15 protein-coding genes are annotated in these 12,490 nt (G+C 71.9%); 8 read left to right on the top strand and 7 right to left on the bottom strand.

Annotated features, from left to right (window positions below; genetic code table 11):
- The first annotated feature begins 1 nt into the window (after position 1).
- Complete coding sequence (locus PV682_RS14120) at positions 2 to 589, top strand: histidine phosphatase family protein (protein WP_319729363.1); 588 nt, start codon at positions 2 to 4, stop codon at positions 587 to 589.
- Positions 590 to 631: 42 nt separating this feature from the next.
- Here the strand turns inward: PV682_RS14120 and PV682_RS14115 are convergent, their stop codons facing one another.
- Positions 632 to 1,516 carry a helix-turn-helix domain-containing protein gene (locus tag PV682_RS14115; protein WP_319729361.1) on the bottom strand — a complete coding sequence of 295 codons (885 nt, stop codon included), beginning with the start codon at positions 1,514 to 1,516 and terminating at the stop codon, positions 632 to 634.
- A 36-nt stretch (positions 1,517 to 1,552) separates the two neighbouring features.
- On the opposite strand from PV682_RS14115, the gene PV682_RS14110 reads away from it, so the two are divergent.
- Complete coding sequence (locus PV682_RS14110) at positions 1,553 to 2,338, top strand: phytanoyl-CoA dioxygenase family protein (RefSeq protein WP_319729358.1); 786 nt, start codon at positions 1,553 to 1,555, stop codon at positions 2,336 to 2,338.
- A 1-nt stretch (position 2,339) separates the two neighbouring features.
- On the opposite strand, the gene PV682_RS14105 is transcribed toward PV682_RS14110, so the two are convergent.
- Positions 2,340 to 3,308, bottom strand: a complete 969-nt coding sequence (locus tag PV682_RS14105; protein ID WP_319729356.1) for an aldo/keto reductase — start codon at positions 3,306 to 3,308, stop codon at positions 2,340 to 2,342.
- Positions 3,309 to 3,488: 180 nt separating this feature from the next.
- Between PV682_RS14105 and PV682_RS14100 the strand changes: the two genes are divergently transcribed.
- Entirely contained in the window at positions 3,489 to 4,400 is a 912-nt protein-coding gene (locus PV682_RS14100; RefSeq protein ID WP_319729355.1) for a hypothetical protein, read from the top strand.
- On the opposite strand, the gene PV682_RS14095 is transcribed toward PV682_RS14100, so the two are convergent.
- The gene (locus tag PV682_RS14095) at positions 4,387 to 4,575 is read right to left on the bottom strand and encodes a ferredoxin (RefSeq protein WP_055725330.1); all 189 of its coding nucleotides are present in this window, start codon (positions 4,573 to 4,575) and stop codon (positions 4,387 to 4,389) included. The genes PV682_RS14100 and PV682_RS14095 overlap by 14 nt on opposite strands.
- Before the next feature lie 12 nt (positions 4,576 to 4,587).
- Positions 4,588 to 5,781 carry a cytochrome P450 gene (locus PV682_RS14090; protein WP_319729352.1) on the bottom strand — a complete coding sequence of 398 codons (1,194 nt, stop codon included), beginning with the start codon at positions 5,779 to 5,781 and terminating at the stop codon, positions 4,588 to 4,590.
- 229 nt (positions 5,782 to 6,010) lie between these two features.
- Between PV682_RS14090 and PV682_RS14085 the strand changes: the two genes are divergently transcribed.
- The 3 genes from PV682_RS14085 to PV682_RS14075 all read left to right on the top strand — a co-directional run bounded on the left by PV682_RS14085 (position 6,011) and on the right by PV682_RS14075 (position 7,555).
- The gene (locus PV682_RS14085) at positions 6,011 to 6,454 is read left to right on the top strand and encodes a nitroreductase family deazaflavin-dependent oxidoreductase (RefSeq protein ID WP_319729340.1); all 444 of its coding nucleotides are present in this window, start codon (positions 6,011 to 6,013) and stop codon (positions 6,452 to 6,454) included.
- Positions 6,455 to 6,632: 178 nt separating this feature from the next.
- The gene (locus PV682_RS14080) at positions 6,633 to 6,995 is read left to right on the top strand and encodes a DUF1304 domain-containing protein (protein WP_055722418.1); all 363 of its coding nucleotides are present in this window, start codon (positions 6,633 to 6,635) and stop codon (positions 6,993 to 6,995) included.
- Positions 6,992 to 7,555, top strand: a complete 564-nt coding sequence (locus tag PV682_RS14075; protein ID WP_319729336.1) for a TetR/AcrR family transcriptional regulator — start codon at positions 6,992 to 6,994, stop codon at positions 7,553 to 7,555. The genes PV682_RS14080 and PV682_RS14075 overlap by 4 nt, the downstream gene beginning before the upstream one ends.
- An 18-nt stretch (positions 7,556 to 7,573) precedes the next feature.
- Here PV682_RS14075 and PV682_RS14070 read toward each other — a convergent pair whose 3' ends face one another.
- Both PV682_RS14070 and PV682_RS14065 read right to left on the bottom strand, forming a co-directional pair.
- Positions 7,574 to 8,650, bottom strand: a complete 1,077-nt coding sequence (locus PV682_RS14070) for an NAD(P)-dependent alcohol dehydrogenase (protein ID WP_319729333.1) — start codon at positions 8,648 to 8,650, stop codon at positions 7,574 to 7,576.
- Between the two features lie 50 nt (positions 8,651 to 8,700).
- A complete protein-coding gene (locus PV682_RS14065) occupies positions 8,701 to 10,155 on the bottom strand; it encodes an aldehyde dehydrogenase family protein (protein ID WP_319729330.1) in 1,455 nt (484 codons plus the stop codon).
- Between the two features lie 111 nt (positions 10,156 to 10,266).
- Between PV682_RS14065 and PV682_RS14060 the strand changes: the two genes are divergently transcribed.
- Together PV682_RS14060 and PV682_RS14055 are read left to right on the top strand one after the other, a co-directional pair.
- Entirely contained in the window at positions 10,267 to 10,692 is a 426-nt protein-coding gene (locus tag PV682_RS14060; RefSeq protein WP_055722414.1) for a MarR family winged helix-turn-helix transcriptional regulator, read from the top strand.
- Positions 10,693 to 10,880: 188 nt separating this feature from the next.
- Positions 10,881 to 11,255, top strand: coding sequence for an anti-sigma factor antagonist (locus PV682_RS14055; protein ID WP_055722413.1), 375 nt, complete (start codon positions 10,881 to 10,883; stop codon positions 11,253 to 11,255).
- A gap of 36 nt (positions 11,256 to 11,291) precedes the next feature.
- Here the strand turns inward: PV682_RS14055 and tuf are convergent, their stop codons facing one another.
- Positions 11,292 to 12,485 (bottom strand): elongation factor Tu, encoded by a 1,194-nt coding sequence (tuf, locus tag PV682_RS14050; RefSeq protein WP_055722412.1) that lies wholly within the window; start codon positions 12,483 to 12,485, stop codon positions 11,292 to 11,294.
- Between the last annotated feature and the right edge of the window lie 5 nt (positions 12,486 to 12,490).

Genomic DNA, 12,490 nt, shown 5'->3' with positions numbered 1-12,490 from the left:
CATGCCCACCCGCCACCTCCACGTCGTCCGGCACGGCGAGGCCGACGCCTTCGGGCACCTCACCGCGACCGGCGACCGCCAGGTCGAGTCGCTCGGCCGGCGGCTGTCCGCGCTGCCGGTCGACGCGGTCTGGCACTCGCCGCTGCCCCGCGCGGAACGCTCCGCGCGGATCCTCGGCACCCACCTGCCGGACGCCCCCGTGCGGGAGGCGCCCGAGCTGACCGACCATGTGCCGTACGTCCCCGAGGACATGCCGCCCGCATACGCGGGTTTCTTCGACGGGTTCGGCGGCGAGGAGGCGGCCGAGGGGAGGCGGCTGGCGGACGCGCTGACCGCGAGGTTCGCGCGCCCCGCCGAGCGGGAGACCCACGAGGTGCTCGTCACCCACGCCTTCCAGGTCGCCTGGCTCCTGCGGCACGCCCTCGACGCGCCGCCCGCCCGCTGGATCGGCCTGAACTGCGGAAACACCGCGCTGACGACGATCCAGTACCGGGACGGCCTGCCCCCGGCGGTCGTCCTCTTCAACGACATGGGCCACCTGCCGCCGGACCTGCGCTGGACGGGCTTCAGCAGCGGGGTACGCCCCTGAGGAACCGGCACTCGCGAGAGGCCCGCGCCCGGCCAAACCCCCTCACCGCCGCCCCGCCCGGTACTCCCCCGGCGGTACCCCGTACCGCCCCCTGAACGCCCGGCTGAAGTGGAACGCGCTCGCGAACCCCGAAGCCGCCGCGACCCGTTCGGCCGTCAGCCCGGTGCTCTCCAGCAGCCGTGCCGCATGCCGCAGCCGGACCTCCCGCAGGGCCCGCATCGGTGACATCCCGAGCTGCTCGGTGAACAGGTGCGCGAACCGGGACGGCGACAGGGCGACGGCCTCGGCGAGCGAGGCGACGGTGTGCGGGGCCCCGGGGTCGGCGGCGATCAGGGTCTGTGCCCGCCGGATCCGCTCATCGGCGCCCGGCGGTACGGGACTCGGCGGGGCGGCGGCCAGCAGAACCGCCTCCTCCAGTGCGCACAGGGCGAGTTCACGTGCGACGGCGCTGTGCGCGACGGCCACCTCCTCGGCCGGCCTGACCGGTTCCCCGCCGGTCCAGCGGGCGTCGTCCAGCATCCGCCGGAACGCCGACTCGACGCGCCCGCGCAGCACTTCGGGCACGGGTCCCGTCGTATGGACGCCGTCGCCGGCGTCGTACGGCCGGATCCAGGGCAGCCAGGACGGTCTCACCTGGCAGTGGGCCCACCAGAACCGCCAGGCGGGGGCGCCGGGCCGGACGGCGTAGCGCTGGGGGACGCCGGGGGCGAGCAGGACGAAGTCACCGGCGACCACGGGGAGTTCGGTGCGGCCCTGGCCGACCAGGCCCGCGCCCCCGGTGGTCCACAGGATCAGCCAACTGTCCGACCCTGAGGGCCGGTTGACCGCGTACCCCGCCGCCTGGTCGAACCGCCCGACCACCACGAGCCCCGGCGGCGGCGACGGGTCCGCGGCAGTCTCGGTCAACCCTTCAGCACACACGGGCATCCTCCTCCGGCGTTCTCCGGCCTAGTTTCCTGTGCCATGACAGTCACAGGCATTCTGGACCGGTTCCAGCAGGACGGCTACGCGGTCGTGCGGGGTCTCTTCTCCTACGACGAGGTCGAGCGCGTCCGTGCGGAGTTCGCGGCGTTGCAGGCGGCGGGGCGGGAGGTGCCGGGGCACTTCCGGCCGCGCGCCGGGGACGATCCGCTGGACGCGTATCCGCGGGTGATGCAGCCGCACGAGATCAGCGAGGTCGCCCGGGAGATGCTGCTGGACGCCCGACTGCGGGGCGTGCTGGAGGAGTTGCTCGGCGAGGAGGTGCTCGCGGCGCAGAGCATGTTCTACTTCAAGCCGCCGGGCGCGCGGGGGCAGGCGCTGCACCAGGACAACTTCTATCTGCGGGTCGAGCCGGGGACGTGCGTCGCCGCGTGGGTCGCCTGCGACGACATCGACCGGGACAACGGCGGGCTCGAAGTCGTCCCCGGCACCCACCTGTTGGACCTGTTCTGCCCCGAGGAGGCCGACGAGTCCGTGTCGTTCGCGCGCGAGTACGTCGCGCCGCCGCCCGGCCTGTCCGCCGTACCCGTCGACATGGCGCCCGGTGACGTCCTGTTCTTCAACGGCAGCCTGGTGCACGGGTCGCAGCCGAACCGGACCGCCGGGCGGTTCCGGCGGTCGTTCATCGGGCACTACGTGGGCCGCTCGACCGAGCGGATCGGGGCGTACTACCGGACGATCGAGATGAACGGGGAGCGGGTGGTCCTGGCGGAGAGCGAGGGGGCGGGCCCCTGCGGCACGGAGTTCGCGGCGCAAGGGCCCCACTAGCTCAGTGACCGGCGATGGGGTGCGGGCTGTAGGGGTACCCCAGCTCCGCCAACTCCTTGTCGGTCAGCTCCAGTTCGACGGCGGCCACGGCGTCCTCCAGGTGCTTCGGTTTGGACGCGCCGACGATCGGGGCGGTGACCGTGTCCTGGTGGAGGAGCCAGGCGAGGGCGACCTGGGCGCGGGGGACGCCACGCGCCTCGGCGATCCGGGTCACCGCCTCGACGATCGCGCGGTCGCCGTCCTGGTAGAGGGTGGCGCCGAAGGAGTCGCTGGCACTGCGCTCGGTCGCGGCGTCCCAGTCACGGGTGAGGCGGCCCCGGGCGAGCGGGCTCCACGGGATGACGCCCACGCCCTGGTCGGCGCAGAGCGGGAGCATCTCGCGCTCCTCCTCGCGGTAGATCAGGTTGTAGTGGTTCTGCATCGACACGAAGCGTGTCCAGCCGTTCCGCTCGGCCGCGTACTGCATCTTCGCGAACTGCCACGCGTACATCGAACTCGCCCCGATGTAGCGGGCCTTGCCCGCCTTCACCACGTCGTGCAGCGCCTCCATCGTCTCCTCGACCGGGGTGTGCGGGTCGAAGCGGTGGATCTGGTACAGGTCGACGTAGTCGGTGCCGAGGCGGGACAGGCTGTGGTCGATCTCCGTGAGGATCGCCTTGCGGGAGAGGCCGCCGCCGTTGGGCCCCGGGCGCATCCGGCCGTGCACCTTCGTGGCGAGGACGATCTCGTCGCGGACCGCGAAGTCGGCGAGGGCCTTGCCGACGATCTCCTCGCTGGTGCCGTCGGAGTAGACGTTCGCGGTGTCGAAGAAATTGATCCCGGCGTCCAGGGCCTGCCGGATCAGCGGGCGGGACGCCTCCTCGCCGAGGGTCCACTCGTGCGTGCCGCGGTCCGGGAGGCCGTACGTCATGCAGCCGAGACAGATCCGGGAGACGTCCAGGCCGGTCGAACCGAGCTTCACGTACTGCATCGTTGCTGCTCCTGCCGTCGGAAGGGGTGACAGAGGGGAGCGTACGTCGGCCTCGTCGCCGCTTCGCAAGGCATTTCAGGTGACGGCCCGGCGTGGGAGCGGCGCGGGGCCCAAGGGGCGTGCGCATCCTCGGTCCGGCGACCGGCACCGGGCCGGTCCCGCGAGGTACGGGAGGCTGCGGTGCGGGTACGGCGGACGGGGTTCTGGGTGCTGGCGGCGGGGGCGTTGCTGGTGCCGGGCATGTGGGGCGCGGCGGCCTGGGGGCAGGGCCCGCAGACACGTACGGCGCCGACGGCGTACGAGGCCAGGACGGCACCAGCGGCGTACGGGGTCTCCCGTGCTCCCGAACCCCCCGCCACCCTCTGCTCCCCCGCCGGTTCCCTGCGCGGGCCCGGCGGGCGGTTCGCCCGGGTCGCTCTGTGCGCGGGCACCGGCACCCCGGTCATGGCGGTCTCCGCTCCCGCCACCTGTCGCCGCCCCGGCGTCCGCCCCGTCTGTCTCACCTCCGGCACCTGGACCGCCACCCGGGACGGCGTGCCGGTCGCCTCGGGAACGCTGCCCGGCTCGACCCCGTACCCCGGGCCCGGCACCTACGACGTGACGGCGACGGTCACGGTCCGTTCCGCGCCGGCCGGGGTCGATCTCTCGGGGACCGTCCGCGCGAGGCTCACCTTCACCGCGCCCGCCCCGAAGCCGACGCACCGGATCGAGGTGGACCGGCGGACGCTCGCCCCGAACGCGGTGACGACCCTGACGTACACGGTCTCCCGGGACAGCGAACTCGGCGACGGCAGCGGGCGGTTCGGGGTGATCGGCGTGGCGGGGACGACGCTCACCACGGACGACCCGCGCTGCGTGAATCCCCTGGTCGGCCGCTACCCGGAGCGGACGCGCACCGCGTACGCCCTGGACTGCGCGCTGACCGACCTCCAGCCCGGCAATCCGTCCACGGTGGTCGTCGAAGCCGCCGTCGGGGACAGTTGCACGGCGGTCGTCTCGAAGCTGGGGTACTGGATGCCGCGCGGCCAGGCCCTCTACACGGGAGGCATGCTGGAGGGCCCGGCCGTGGGGTGTGCTCCTAGTTCACGGTGATCGCGGAGACCGGGCAGGCGCGGGCCGCCTCGCGGATCAGGGGGTCGTCGAGGTGGTCCGCGTGGTCGTCGACCAGGGCCGAGAAGCCGTCGTCGTCCTGGGTGAAGACCTTGGGGGCGGTGAGGGCGCACTGTCCGGCGCCGATGCAGACGTCCGTGTCGATGTCGATGTGCATGTCCGGAGCCTCCTACCAGGTCACGGGGAGTTCCAGCATCCCCTGGATCGTGTCGCCGGCCTTGAAGGGGATCGTGTCGGCGGGGACCGCCAGGCGCAGGCCGGGGAGCCGGGTGAGGAGGGCGTGCAGGGCGATCTCCAGTTCGGCGCGGGCGAGGTTCTGGCCGAGGCACTGGTGGATGCCGAAGCCGAAGGAGACGTGGTGGCGGGCGGGCCGGTGGAAGTCGAGGGCGTCGGGGTCGTCGTAGGCGGTGGCGTCGCGGTTGACGACGGAGGTGGCGAAGACGACGCCTTCGCCGGCCCTGATCGTCGTGCCGTCGACGTCGATGTCCTCGCACGCGATGCGCAGCAGGCCGTCGACGATGGACAGCAGCCGCATCAGTTCCTCGACGGCGTCCGGCAACAGGTCGGGTTTCGCGCGGAGTTCGGCGAGGCGTTCGGGGTGGCCGAGGAGGGTGTAGGTGCCGAGCGAGATCATGTTGGCGGTGGTCTCGTGGCCGGCGACGAGGAGGATGAACGCCATGTCGAGGACGTCGTGCCGGTCGAGTTCGCCCTCCTGGAGGTGCCTGTGGACGAGCATGTCGAGGACGCCGTCGCCGGGTCGCCCGTGTTTGCGGTCGACGAGGTCGCCCAGATAGGTGCGCAGGCGGTCGCGGGCGTCGCGCGCCTCGGCCTCGTCGCGGCTGCGCAGGAGGCGTCCGGACTGTTCCTCGAAGAACTCGTGGTCGGCGTAGGGGACGCCGAGCAGGGCGCAGATCACCATCGAGGGGACGGGCAGCGCGAACAGGGAGACGAGGTCGGCGGGCGGTCCCTGGGCGAGGAGGGCGTCGATGCGGTCGTCCACGATCCGCTGGATCGCGGGGCGCAGTGCCTCGGCGCGGCGGAGGGTGAAGTCGGCGAGGAGCATGCGGCGTTGGCTGCGGTGCTTGGGGTCGTCGACGCCGAGGATCGGGATCGGGCGGTCGCTCAGCGCCTTGGTGCGGGGGTTGGTGCCGGGGAAGCCGGGGCGGGTGCGGTCGGAGGAGAGACGGGGGTCGGCGAGGAGGGTGCGGGCGAGGGCGTGGCCGGTGACGAGCCAGGTGGTGGTGCCGTCGTAGAGGGTGGCGCGGGTGAGGGGGCGGTCGGCGCGGAGCGCGTCGTAGGCGGTGGGGGGCTGGTAGGGGCAGGTGCGGTCCTGGGGGAAGGCGACGGGGGCCGGTCGGGTCATGGAGACCTCGCAGAAAGTCGGTTCCGACGTACCGCTCCCCATTAGATGCCTCAAGCATCTAAGCGGCGACGTGGTGTTCGGCCAGATGGGCGCGGGCGGCGATCTGGCCGGAAGTCTGCCCTCCGGGCGGTGCGGCGACCGGCGTGGCCTGTGAGGATGGGTTCGCAGGAGACGCGTGTTGTTCATGACGCGTGAGTACGTCGTACGACTTGAGAAGAGGATGGTTGCCATGCCGCTCGAAGGCGAGTACGAGCCCAGCCCGACGCAGTGGGTGCGGGAGCAGGTGGAGCTGTACGAGAAGTCCGGCGGGACCGAGGGGACGACGCTGCTGGACACCGGGCTGCCGGTGATCGTGGTGACGACCCGGGGTGCGAAGAGCGGCAAGATCCGCAAGACGCCGCTGATGCGTGTGGAGCACGAGGGCCGGTACGCGCTGGTCGCCTCACAGGGCGGCGCCCCGACGCACCCGGTCTGGTACCACAACGTCACGTCCGATCCGCATGTCGAGCTCCAGGACGGGCCGGTCAAGCAGGACATGACGGCCCGCGAGGTCACCGGCGAGGAGAAGGCCGCGTGGTGGGAGCGTGCGGTCGCCGCCTACCCGCCGTACGCGGAGTACCAGAAGAAGACGGACCGGGAGATCCCCGTCTTCGTGCTGGAGCCGCTGGCGTAGAAATCCATGGCCCGGCAGGTGTGAATCCCCGCCTGCCGGGAACGCGGTCTACGGGCCCCGCCGCGCTCCCCCGTCGCGGCGGGGCTTTCCCGTGCCCGGATGCGACTTCATGGACACCTGTCCAGCTATAGTGGACAGGTGTCCATGAAGTTCTGAGCCGAGGGAGTCGAGAAAGAACATGGAAACGGTCGCGAACGTACTGGTGGCGCTGATCGCCCTGCTGCACGCGTACATCCTGGTGCTGGAGATGTTCCTGTGGCAGAAGCCGCCGGGCCGCCGCTTCCACGGCTTCGACCCGCAGTTCGCGGCGGCCACCGCGAAGCTCGCCGCCAACCAGGGCCTCTACAACGGCTTCCTCGCGGCGGGCCTGGTCTGGGGCCTGATCGCGGACGACCCGACCGGCTTCCGCGCGCAGGTCTTCTTCCTGTCCTGCGTGATCGTCGCGGGGGTGTACGGCGCGGCGACCGCGAACCGGCGCATCCTGTTCGCGCAGGCCGTGCCCGGCGCCATCGCCCTGGCCGCCGTGCTGATCGCGCAGTGACCCGCGCCGCGCCCGAGGACCCGCGGGCCGCCCGCACCCGGGCGAGGCTGCGCTCGGCGCTGCTCGCGGAGTGCGCGGAGCGTCCGCTGGAGGAGGTGAGCGTGGCCGCGCTGGTCCGGCGGGCCGGTACCGGGCGGGCCACGTTCTACGTCCACTACACCGACCTCGAAGACCTCGCGGTCGACGCGTGCGCGGACGTCGTACGGGAGGCGGTCGAGGCGCTGCACGCCTGGCAGGGGCGGCCCGATCCGGTGCGCGCGCCGGCCGCGCTGCCGGAGTTCTTCGCCTCCCTCACCCCCCATCTCGCCCTGTACCGGCGGCTGTTGACGCCCGGCGGGGGCGGGCCGCTGGGGCTGGTGCTGCACCGGGACCTGCGCGCGTACAGCCTGCGCGAGCGGGAGCGGGCGGGGGCCGCCGACGCCGCGCTGGTGGCGTCGGCGGTGGCGGCGACCTTCGCGGGGGTGCTGGGGGACTGGCTGCACGGGCTGCTGGCGGGGACACCTCGCCAGATAGCCGACCAGGTGTGGCAGTTGCTGGTCGCGCTGCACGCCAGCCGGTGAACTGCCCGCCGGGTCGGGTCAGAACAGCAGGACGGGTTTGACGGTCCGGCCCTCGGTCATGTCCTTCACCGCCTGCCCGATGTCCTCGAATCCGTACGTCCCGATCAGCTTCGCCAGCGGCAGCCGCCCCGACTTGACCAGGCCGACCAGCGTCGGGACCAGGCTCTGCGTCTCGCTGTCCCCCAGCGTGAGGCCGACGACCCGCTTGCCGGTGAGCAACCCGTTGACGTCCAGGGCGACTTCGGTCCCGAAGGGCGGGGCCCCCACGACGACGAGCGTGCCGCGCGCGGCGAGCGCGTCCACCCCGGCGCGCAGGACGGCCGTACTGCCGGTCGTCTCCACGACACCGTCGGCGCCCTGGTGGAGTCCGTGTACGTCGGTGAGGGTGCGGGTCGCGCCCAACTCGCGTGCCAGGTCGAGCCGTTCGGGCACCCGGTCGACGGCGACGACCTCGGTGGCCGGGGAGAGCGCGGCGGCCATCACCGCCGAGAGGCCCACCGCGCCGGCGCCGAGGACGACGACCGTGCTGCCCGGCTCCGGCTTCAGGACGTTCCAGACCGCGCCGACCCCGGTCTGGACTCCGCAGCCCAGCGGGGCGATCGAGGCGAGCGGCACCTCCGGGTCGACCTTGACGAGGCTGCGCTCGTCCACCAACGCCCGTTCGGCGAAGGAGGACTGGCCGAAGAAGTGGCCGCCGAGGGCCTCGCCGTCGCGGGTGATGGTGGCGCTGCCGTCGGCCCGGCGGCCCCCGAGGAGGTTCAGCGGGAGCCAGTCCGCGCAGTAGGCGGGGTGGCCGCCGTTGCAGTTGCGGCAGGCACCGCAGGACGTGAAGGAGAGGACGACGTGGTCGCCGGGCGCGACGGAGGTGACGGAGGCGCCGACGGCTTCGACGATCCCGGCGCCTTCGTGGCCGAGGACGCCGGGGAGGGGGAACGGCAGGCCGCCGGAGGCGACGCCGAGGTCGGTGTGGCAGAGGCCGGCGGCGACCATGCGGACGACGGCCTCGCGGGGGCCGGGGTCGTCGAGGGTGACGTCCGTGAAGGTGAAGGGGGCGCCGCCCGTCTCGACGACGGCGGCCCTGGTGGTGCGGGGCATGGCTGAACTCCTGGGTTTCGAGGGCGGATTGCTCTACGGGGCCGACCCCGTCAGTCCAGCGACACGACCACCGACTTCGTCTTCAGGTACCCCGCCAGCGCCTCCGGCCCGTACTCCCTGCCGAATCCCGAGTCCTTCACTCCCCCGAACGGCACCGCGGGGTCCAGCATCGCCCAGTCGTTGATCCAGACGATGCCCGCCTGGAGGCGGTCGGCGACGCGGTGGGCGCGGGCCAGGCTGCCGGTCTGGATGCCCGAAGCCAGGCCGTAGGGCGTGGAGTTGGCGAGGGCGACCGCCTCGTCCTCGTCGTCGAAGGGCTGGACGGTGAGGACGGGGCCGAAGACCTCCTCCTGGACGACCCGCGAGTCGTTGGGGAGGTCAGCGATGACGGTCGGCTGGTAGTAGTAGCCGCCGTCCAGGTCGAGGCGTTCGCCGCCGCAGACGATCCGGCCGCCGTCCTTGCGGGCGAGGTCGACGTACTCCTCGACCTTGCGCAGATGCCGCTCCCCCGCCAGCGGGCCGACGACGGTCGCCGGGTCGCGCGGATCGCCGACCGGGATGCCGGGGACCGCCTCGGCGAGGATGTTCAGCAGCGTCGCGCAGACCGAGCGGGCGACCAGGAGGCGGGGGCCGCCCATGCAGAACTGGCCGGTGTTGAAGACGAATCCCTTGATGATCGCGCCGACGGCCTTCTCCAGGTCGGCGTCCTCGAAGACCAGGTGGGGCGCGTTTCCGCCCAGTTCGACGGTGACCGGTTTCAGCGCCTGCCCGGCGAGAGCGGCGGCGTGCCGGCCGATGTCCGTGGAGCCGGTGAAGGCGACCTTGTCGATGCCGGGGTGGCGCAGGAGGGCTTCCCCGGCGACGGGCCCGGTGCCGGTGACGACGTTGACGACGCCGTCGGGGACGCCCGCGCGCTGGAGGAGGCCCGCCATGTACAGGGCGCTGAGGGGGGTTTCGTCGGCCGGTTTGTGAACGACCGTGTTTCCGGCGGCGAGTGCGGGCGCGAGTTTCGAACCGGCCAGGATCAGCGGGAAGTTGAACGGCGTGATCGCGGCGACGACGCCGAGCGGGCCGCGTCTGGTGTAGGCGTGGGTGCCCTGCTGGGTCTCGCGGGTGGCGCCGTCGAGCTGGAAGGCGAGGGCCGCGTAGTACTCGTAGTCGTTGGCGGCGTTGGTGACGTCGACGGCGCGGGCCAGCGTGATGGGCTTGCCGACGTCGAGGCTCTCCAACTCGGCTATCCGATCGGTCTCCTGGCGGATCAGCTCGGCGACGCGCAGCAGGACGCGGCCCCGTTCGCGGCCGGTGAACCGGGACCAGGGGCCGGTCTCGTACGCCTCGCGGGCGGCGCGCACGGCGGCGTCGACGTCGGCGGGTGCGGCCTCGGCGACCGTGGTGAGCGTGCGGCCCCTGGACGGGTCGATCACCTCGGTGCGCGCTCCGTCGGCGGATTCCCGCCACTGGCCCCCGATGAAGAGCTGCCCGGGGTCGATCTGGAAGGCGGTCATCGCCACTCCTCGGGTCTGCGGCGCCGTCGCCGCGTCGTCAACCGACAGGATTCCTGGTGGTTCGCAGTCTCTTTACAGACAGGTTTCCTGTCAATGGTTTACGCTCGACCCATGGCCGGAAGCGCACCCCCCTCCCTCCTCTACATGGTCAAGCAGCTCGAACTCGCCGTCCGTTCGCGGCTGGACGAGCTGGTGAGGCCGTCGGGCATCACCGCCCTGCAATACACGGCGCTGACGGTCCTGGAGCGCCACGACGGCCTGTCCGCCGCCCAGTTGGCGCGGGACTCGTTCGTGACGGCGCAGTCGACCGCCGATCTGGTGCGGTCCCTGGAGAGCCGGGGGCTGCTGCGCCGGGAGCCGAATCCGGCCAGCAGGCGGGAGCTGAGGATCCTGCTGACGGACGCGGGGCGGGAGTTGCTCGCGCTGCACGCGGAGCAGGTGCGCGAGCTGGAGGACCGCATGGTCAACGCCCTGACGGAGCGCCAGACGGACCAGTTCCGGCAGTCGCTCACGCGGGCGTGGCAGGCACTGTCGTAGGGCTCCGGGCCGGGCTTCCGCGCTCCGTCGCGAACTGGCCGACTACGATCGGTCCTTTTTCGAAGACATATGTCAATCGAACATGCTGAAATTCACTCCATCGGGGGTAACTTGCTGAGGCAGGCTCCGCCGAGCGCTCCCCAGCGTCCGTCTCGTCCCATCCGCCGGCCCGTGCTGGAGGCAATGCCATGGTGCCGCAGGAACCCCTGGTCGACACCCCTCACCTGCGCATACGTGAGGAACAGGGGTACGTCGTGCTGGAGTTCCACGGCGAGATCGACATCGTCGCGGCGATGGAGATCCTGCCGCACATCGACGACCGCGTGGCGGGGCAGGCCCCGCGCGTGCTCATCGACCTCACCCCGGTCGAGTTCTTCGACTGCTCGGGGCTGCGCCTGCTCTACCGCGCCCGCGCCCGGGCCCTGGAGCGCGACGGGGAGTTGCGCCTGGTCTGCGTCCACCCGCTGACCCTGCGGGTGCTGCGGGCGACGGGCCTGTCGAAGCTCCTGCCGCCCGCGCCGAGCGTGGAAACCGCCCTCGGGAAGCCCGGGGAGACCTTATGAACTCCGGTACTGTTCCGGCTGCTTGAGGATCTCCGGCTACTTGAGGATTTTTGTCACCTGCCCCGCGCCCACCGTCCGCCCGCCCTCGCGGATGGCGAACTTCAGCCCCTCCTCCATCGCGATGGGCTGGATGAGCTGGACGAGCATGCCGGTGTTGTCGCCCGGCATGACCATCTCGGTCCCGTCGGGCAGCGTCACCACCCCCGTGACGTCCGTCGTCCGGAAGTAGAACTGCGGCCGGTAGTTGTCGAAGAACGGCGTGTGCCGCCCGCCCTCGTCCTTCGACAGGATGTACGCCTGCGCCTCGAACCGCGTGTGCGGCATCACCGAGCCCGGCTTGATGACGACCTGCCCGCGCTCGACGTCCTCCCGCTTGACGCCGCGCAGCAGCAGCCCCACGTTCTCCCCCGCCCAGCCCTCGTCGAGGAGCTTGCGGAACATCTCGATGCCCGTCACCGTCGTCCGCGTCTTCTGCTCGTGGATGCCGATGATCTCGACCTCGGTGTTCACCCGGAGCGTCCCGCGCTCGATCCGCCCGGTGACGACCGTCCCGCGCCCGGTGATCGTGAACACGTCCTCGATCGGCATCAGGAACGGCCGGTCCACGTCCCGCTGCGGCTGCGGTACGGCCGTGTCGACCGCGTCCAGCAGTTCCAGCACCGACCGCGACCACTCGGGGTCGCCCTCCAGCGCCCGCAGCGCCGACACCCGGACGACCGGAAGGTCGTCCCCCGGGAACTCGTACTCCGTGAGCAGCTCGCGGACCTCCAGTTCGACGAGTTCCAGGATCTCCTCGTCGTCCACCATGTCCGTCTTGTTCAGCGCGACGACGATGTACGGCACGCCCACCTGCCGCGCCAGCAGCACGTGTTCCTTGGTCTGCGGCATCGGCCCGTCGGTCGCCGCGACGACCAGGATCGCGCCGTCCATCTGCGCGGCACCCGTGATCATGTTCTTGATGTAGTCGGCGTGGCCCGGGCAGTCCACGTGCGCGTAGTGCCGGGCCTCGGTCTGGTACTCGACGTGCGCGATCGAGATCGTGATCCCGCGCTGGCGCTCCTCCGGCGCCTTGTCGATCTGGTCGAACGGCGTGAACGGGTTCAGGTCGGGAAACCGGTCGTGCAGCACCTTCGTGATCGCCGCGGTCAGCGTCGTCTTGCCGTGGTCGATGTGGCCGATGGTGCCGATGTTGACGTGCGGTTTGGTCCGTTCGAACCGTGCCTTCGCCACTGCGG

It is taken from the genome of Streptomyces niveiscabiei (assembly GCF_033794345.1).
In the GTDB taxonomy this organism is placed as follows: domain Bacteria; phylum Actinomycetota; class Actinomycetes; order Streptomycetales; family Streptomycetaceae; genus Streptomyces; species Streptomyces niveiscabiei.
Note: the sequence above shows the minus strand (reverse complement) of the source record. Positions and strands in the feature narration are given on the sequence as shown.